Annotated in this window: 7 protein-coding genes and 2 pseudogenes; 5 read left to right on the top strand and 4 right to left on the bottom strand. The window is 63.4% G+C overall.

What is annotated here, in order from left to right; all coding sequences use genetic code 11:
• A pseudogene (locus KBT70_RS13365) lies at nucleotides 1-128 on the bottom strand (S-(hydroxymethyl)glutathione dehydrogenase); the annotation flags it as partial.
• Between the two features lie 250 nt (nucleotides 129-378).
• Between KBT70_RS13365 and KBT70_RS13360 the strand changes: the two are divergent.
• Entirely contained in the window at nucleotides 379-873 is a 495-nt protein-coding gene (locus KBT70_RS13360) for a hypothetical protein (protein WP_296634396.1), read from the top strand.
• A gap of 6 nt (nucleotides 874-879) precedes the next feature.
• On the opposite strand, the gene KBT70_RS13355 is transcribed toward KBT70_RS13360, so the two are convergent.
• On the bottom strand, nucleotides 880-1,911 hold the full coding sequence (locus KBT70_RS13355) for a quinoprotein relay system zinc metallohydrolase 2 (protein ID WP_296634394.1): 1,032 nt from the start codon (nucleotides 1,909-1,911) through the stop codon (nucleotides 880-882).
• A gap of 99 nt (nucleotides 1,912-2,010) precedes the next feature.
• Between KBT70_RS13355 and KBT70_RS13350 the strand changes: the two genes are divergently transcribed.
• A complete protein-coding gene (locus KBT70_RS13350) occupies nucleotides 2,011-2,823 on the top strand; it encodes a quinoprotein dehydrogenase-associated SoxYZ-like carrier (RefSeq protein WP_296634390.1) in 813 nt (270 codons plus the stop codon).
• 6 nt (nucleotides 2,824-2,829) lie between these two features.
• Here KBT70_RS13350 and KBT70_RS13345 read toward each other — a convergent pair whose 3' ends face one another.
• Together KBT70_RS13345 and KBT70_RS13340 are read right to left on the bottom strand one after the other, a co-directional pair.
• Entirely contained in the window at nucleotides 2,830-3,177 is a 348-nt protein-coding gene (locus KBT70_RS13345; protein WP_296634388.1) for a hypothetical protein, read from the bottom strand.
• On the bottom strand, nucleotides 3,174-3,902 hold the full coding sequence (locus KBT70_RS13340; protein WP_296634384.1) for a hypothetical protein: 729 nt from the start codon (nucleotides 3,900-3,902) through the stop codon (nucleotides 3,174-3,176). The genes KBT70_RS13345 and KBT70_RS13340 overlap by 4 nt, the downstream gene beginning before the upstream one ends.
• Nucleotides 3,903-4,228: 326 nt before the next feature.
• On the opposite strand from KBT70_RS13340, the gene pqqA reads away from it, so the two are divergent.
• From pqqA to KBT70_RS13325, 3 genes and pseudogenes are all read left to right on the top strand, one after another.
• Nucleotides 4,229-4,324, top strand: coding sequence for a pyrroloquinoline quinone precursor peptide PqqA (gene pqqA / locus KBT70_RS13335; protein ID WP_037298014.1), 96 nt, complete (start codon nucleotides 4,229-4,231; stop codon nucleotides 4,322-4,324).
• 31 nt (nucleotides 4,325-4,355) lie between these two features.
• A complete protein-coding gene (pqqB, locus tag KBT70_RS13330; RefSeq protein ID WP_296634374.1) occupies nucleotides 4,356-5,249 on the top strand; it encodes a pyrroloquinoline quinone biosynthesis protein PqqB in 894 nt (297 codons plus the stop codon).
• Nucleotides 5,246-5,655, top strand: a pseudogene (locus tag KBT70_RS13325) (pyrroloquinoline quinone biosynthesis protein C); the annotation flags it as partial. The gene pqqB and the pseudogene KBT70_RS13325, both read left to right, overlap by 4 nt.

Genomic DNA, 5,655 nt, shown 5'->3' with positions numbered 1-5,655 from the left:
TCCGTGTGGCACAGGCCCGTCGCCTTGATCTCCACCAGAACCTCGCCCGCCTTCGGACCCTCGAGGTTCACCTCCATGATCTCCATCGGCTTGCCAGCCTCAACAGCCACCGCCGCACGCGTTCTCATTCAGTCTGTCCTCCCTTGCATCCCGGAGGATACAACCTTTAGGCGATTTGGTGTCAGAAATACATTTCAAACCGGCCTGTTTCATCCTGTGACAATATGTGCCAAGATCGCGCCAGAACTCAGTAAGACCTTAGTCGTAGAGGACGGGATGAGACCAGTTTTTACCACCTTAGCCGTTGTTTTTACTGGAATATCTCCAGTTTTCGCCGCTGGCTCCCATGATCCGGACTGGCCCTGTATTCAGCGCCGCGTGGATACACTTTCTGCGGCGGTCATGTGGCCCCATCCGCCTGAGAATCAGGCCACCGCGCCGGTTCTTACGCCCGAGGCCGCGCGGCTGGCAGAACTGCTCGCGCTGCGCCGACTCACCTTGGACGAGGCCGAATCAGCGGTCGATGCCGCGCCAGACCTGACCAAGGATGACTACACCGCAATCTTCTCTGACGTGTTTGACCGCCTCAACCAGCGCCGGGTCGAGATCATGGGCGGCATCACCCGCTACGCCCGCAATCAGGCGCGCATGGCCGAGGAAATCGACGCGCTGCGCGGCGAAATTGCCAGCCTCTCCAAGGCCGAGAGCCCCGATTTCGACCGCATCGACCAGTTGGAAGAGGAACTCGACTGGCGCGCGCGCGTGTTCGACGACCGCCGCCGCTCGCTGACCTATGCCTGCGAAACGCCGGTTCTGCTGGAAAAACGGCTCTATGCGCTGGCACAGATTTTGGCGGCGCACGTCCCAGAGTGAGGCGCGTCACTCCCACTCCAACTCTGTAAAGGCCGCGGTCACATTGCGCGGGTGAAAGAGGTCAAAGAGCGCCCAGCGCGCCGCCTCGCCTTGGCCGACCGTCTCGATCGCCGCGCCCAGCCGCAATCCCTGCGATACCGCCGCCCGCGTCTCATCGCGCAAGACCTCCAGATACCGCCGCAAATCCACGGCCCCCTCAGGCCACTCCAGCACCGGCCCGCCATGCCCCGGCACGATGCGCACAGGCGCAGGCGTGCCCAGCGCCTCGAGCACCCGCAACCAGCCCAGAACCGAGCCATCAAGCGCGGGGCTGTGCTCGTCAAATACCAGATCGCCGGTAAAGAGCGTGCCCGTCTGCCGGTCGAACACTGTCACATCGCTCTCGCTATGCGCCGTTTCCCATGCCACGAGGTCGAGCACACGCCCCCCCAGATCGACCTCGGCACGCTCGGCGATCCCTTCGCCCACCTCGGGCACCCGGCTGCCGATGAACCCTGCGCCCATCAGCCGGGCAAAGCTCGTCTCATAGGTCTCGGCCCGCGCCGCAAGCGCCTGTCCCAGCTTGCGATGCCCAAGGGTCTGCGCGCCCGCCTCGACCAGCACCGCAGCGCCCATCACGTGATCCGGGTGCATGTGCGTGAGGATCAGATGCGAGATCGGCTTGTCGGTCACCTCCCGCACCGCCAGATAGACCGCTTCGCCAACCGCGCGGCTGCCGCCCGCGTCAATCACCGCGACGCTCTCGTCCCCGACAATGAACCCGATATTGGCGACATCGCCCAGATTGTCCGGTGTCACATCGTTCACCTGTCCGCGATGCACATGGACGCCCGGTGCGATCTCATCAAAAACCAACCCGCTGTCGGGTTGCGACACGCAGTCAAACGGCCCGGACCGCAGCGCATCACCCCACTCCGGCGCGATCTCTTCGGCCCGCGCGAGCGCCTGCGCGCAATCCGCAGCCCCCACCGGCAAGAGCCGTGTCTCACAGGTCTCGGGACTGGCCACCAGACAGAGACTCAGCACGATCTCGAACATCTCGGACCCCTCGCAAAACTGCTACCAAAGGTTGATACAATCTGCGCCCGATCCGTGATATTGTCCAATGGTGCGAGTATGCCCGATCCGGAGGCCCCGATGACCCGATTTCCCCTGAGCGCCCTTTGCCTCTGCCTCACGCTCGGCACCGCAGCGTTTGCCGAAGAGCCGCGCAATCCGCTGCAAGATGGCGAGACATGGGACTATCTGCGCGCCGACATTCTCGACGCCTCCAAGACACTCACCCCCGGCGCGGTCTTCTCGGTCGATGCCCCCTACCGCGCCCATGACGCGGCCACCGTGCCCGTGGTCGTCACCCAAACCGATCAGAGTGTGGGGCCGATCACCACGCTCAAGATCGTGGTCGATGAAAACCCCGCCCCACTTGCCGCCGAAATCACCTTTGGCCCCGCCATGGCCCCGCTCAGCTTTGAGACGCGGGTGCGCGTCAATGCCTATTCCAACCTGCGCGTCGTCGCCGAAACCGCCAGCGCCAGCTATATCGACGGGCGTTTCGTCAAGGCCGCCGGGGGCTGTGCCGCCCCCGCCACCCGTGATCCCGAGGTGGCGCTTGCCCATATGGGCGAAATGCGCCTGCGTCATTTCGATACCGCCCCGGTCCAGATTGGCAGCCGCCGCGACGCGCAACTGATGATCCGCCACCCCAACTATTCGGGGCTGCAACGCGACCAGATCACCCAGCTATTCGTGCCCGCACATTTCATTCAGGACCTGACCGTCTGGCAGGGCGACGAGATGCTCTTTTCCCTCACGGGCGGCATTTCCATTTCCGAGGACCCGGTCTTTCGCTTCAGCTATACCGACAACGGCACGCCCGATCTTCGCATCCGGGCTGAGGATACCGACGGCAATGTCTTTGAAGAGGTGCTGCCCAAGGCCAGCGCCTCGTGATCCGCCTCACTTGAAACAGATGATCTCTGCCTCGGCCTGCGCGCGCCGCAGGTCCGCCACGATGCCCTCGCTCACCGGCCCCGCCTTGAACATCGACATCCGTTCACCATTCCCCTGCCGCAGCGCGAGAACTGTCTCGGCCGACACATAATCCTTGTAGGGCAGGATCGAGGCAATCTCGTCGATTGAACAGGCACAGCGCCGCAGCATCTCGCGCGTGTTGCCATTCGCCGCCATGCAGCCAAAGACATAATCCGCCCGCGCCTCGGTGGGGTAATCGTTGAGTTGCTCCGCCACGCTCTGCGCCAGACCGATGCCCGGCACGAGACAGAGCACAATCGCCAGACGCCTCATTCCGCGGCCTCCGAGAGCGTCAGCGTCGAAGTGAAATAGCGCCCGCCGCCCTCGCGTTCGGGCGTCTCGGCGCGCATCGAGTGATACCAGCCGGGCACGCCCTCTGACACGTCAAAGACCACCCGCAACGCCGCAAAGGGGCCAAGCCGCGCGGCATTCTCATCGCCAACGAACGGTGCCAGCACCACCTCTTGCGCGGCATGGCTCTGCCCTGCCCAGCTCACCTGCACCGAGGCAATCCCCTCTGGGGCCAAGAGCGATTCCTTGATCCGATTGCGGATATAGAATGTGCTGCCCCCCGTGGCCTGCGCCAGATCGCGCACCAGCCGTTCGAGAAAGAACATCGCCATCGGATTGCCAACGCCCGCGTCAAATCCCGCGACCGGCTGCTGGCCCTCTTCCAGCACCCGCATCAGCCGCGCGGTGCCGCCCTCTTCGATCCGCAGATCATAGGCCTGCGCGCCCTGCGTCTCGGGCGGCGCGGCCTCATTCACTGTCTCGCTTTGATACTGCAGCGCATCGCCCGGCGCGAACTCCGCCAGCGTGCCGGTGCGGAAAATTAGGTCATAGCCCTCATGCGCCGTGCCCGCCACTACGGGCGCCGCCGCCAGCAGCGCCCCCATAAAAATGCCCACAACGCGACGCCTCAAGCGCGCGTTCTTGCCCCGCCAAGAGCCTGACAGGACCAGCGCGCGATGCGCCAGCGTGGATGCGTTGCCGCCCATTTGCTCAACTCCGGTATTGCTTCTGCCATACAGCCCTGCGTTGTCCGGTCCGTATATTGGAACGCCCGTTCTTCACAGATTTCCGGCTGACGCGCCAGACAGGCCACAAACAACAGCTCGATCATGATCCTTCTCCTGCACTCCGACGGCCCCGCCGCCTCATGCCAGATATGGGTCCAGTTTCCCTCAGGTCCAGCCCAGGACACAAGCCCCTCATCTCCTGATTGCACTAAAGTCGTAGAGCACTACGACCATGCCAAAGTTGACATGTGAAAGATCGGAATATCTAATCCACCTATCGACCACATCTAAGAGGAGGATAGATTATGGCATGGAGCAAGCCGGTTCTGCGTGAACTGAACTGCGGAATGGAAATCAACATGTACGGCCCCGCACAAGAAGGCGACGGCGTCCTGTTCTGAAATATCCCGACCGGTCGCAGCGAGGTAACAGGTGTTCAAGGCTCTGATACTGGGTGCTGCGGCCGGCGGTGGCCTGCCACAGTGGAACTGTGGCTGCGAGAATTGCAATCTCGCCCGCTCGGGGCACATTCCCGCCTCCACCCAATCCTCTTTGGCCGTCACGATGGACGGCTGTGCTTGGGTGATCCTCAACGCCTCTCCTGATATTCGCGCGCAACTGGCCGCCAATCCGGCGCTGCATCCGCGCCGTCTGCGGGATACGCCCATTGCGGGCGTGCTGCTGACAAATGGTGATATCGACCATGTGGCGGGGCTGCTCAGCCTGCGAGAGCAACAGCCCTTCACCCTCTACGCCACCGGCGAGATACACGGCGTTCTGGCCGCCAACCCTTTGATGCAGGCGGTCGATTCGACCCGCGTGCCGCGCATGCCCATCGCACTCGATCAGCCCGTAACGCTATTGCCCGGCCTCACCGCCACGCTCTTTGCCGTCCCCGGCAAGGTGCCGCTCTACATGGAGGGCGAGACTGTGCAAACCGATCTTGAAGGCGAGCAGACCACCGGCGTGCATCTTCAGGCCGAGGGGCGCAATGTCTTCTATATCCCCGGATGCGCCACCGTCACCGACCGCCTCGCTGCCCGCCTGCACGGGGCCGATATGGTGTTCTTCGACGGCACGCTCTGGCGCGATGACGAGATGATCACCATGGGCCTCAGCCAGAAAACCGGACGCCGCATGGGCCATATCTCGATGAGCGGACCGGACGGCTCGATCACTGCCTTGCGCGATCTGGGGATCAGGCGCAAAATCTACATCCACATGAACAACTCGAACCCTGTCCTGCGCCCCGATGCCCCGGAACGCGCCGAGGCCGAATCGTCTGGCTGGATCATCGGACAGGATGGCATGGAGATCACGCTATGACCGCCACCCGCGACGCGTTTGAAGCCCGCCTGCGCCAGATCGGGGCAGAGCGCTATCATGACCGCCACCCGTTCCATCACCTGTTGCATGGCGGCCAATGCACCCCCGATCAGGTCCGTGCTTGGGTCATCAACCGCTACTATTACCAATCCCGCATCCCGATGAAGGACGCCGCCTTTCTCAGCCGGGTCGAGGACCCCGATCTGCGCCGCATCTGGCGCTCTCGGATCGAGGATCACGATGGCACCGCCGAAAACGAAGGCGGGATTCGCCGCTGGCTGCGCCTTGCCCAAGCGGTCGGGCTCGATCCCGATTACGTGGCCTCTGCCCAAGGCGTGTTGCCCGCGACCCGCTTTGCGGTCGATGCCTATGTCGCCTTTGTCCGCGAAAAACCGCTGCTCGAGGC

The organism is Roseovarius sp. (assembly GCF_018066915.1).
Taxonomy (GTDB): Bacteria; Pseudomonadota; Alphaproteobacteria; order Rhodobacterales; family Rhodobacteraceae; genus Roseovarius.
The sequence above is the reverse complement of the archived record's forward strand: the minus strand, read 5'-3'. Positions and strand labels throughout refer to the sequence as shown.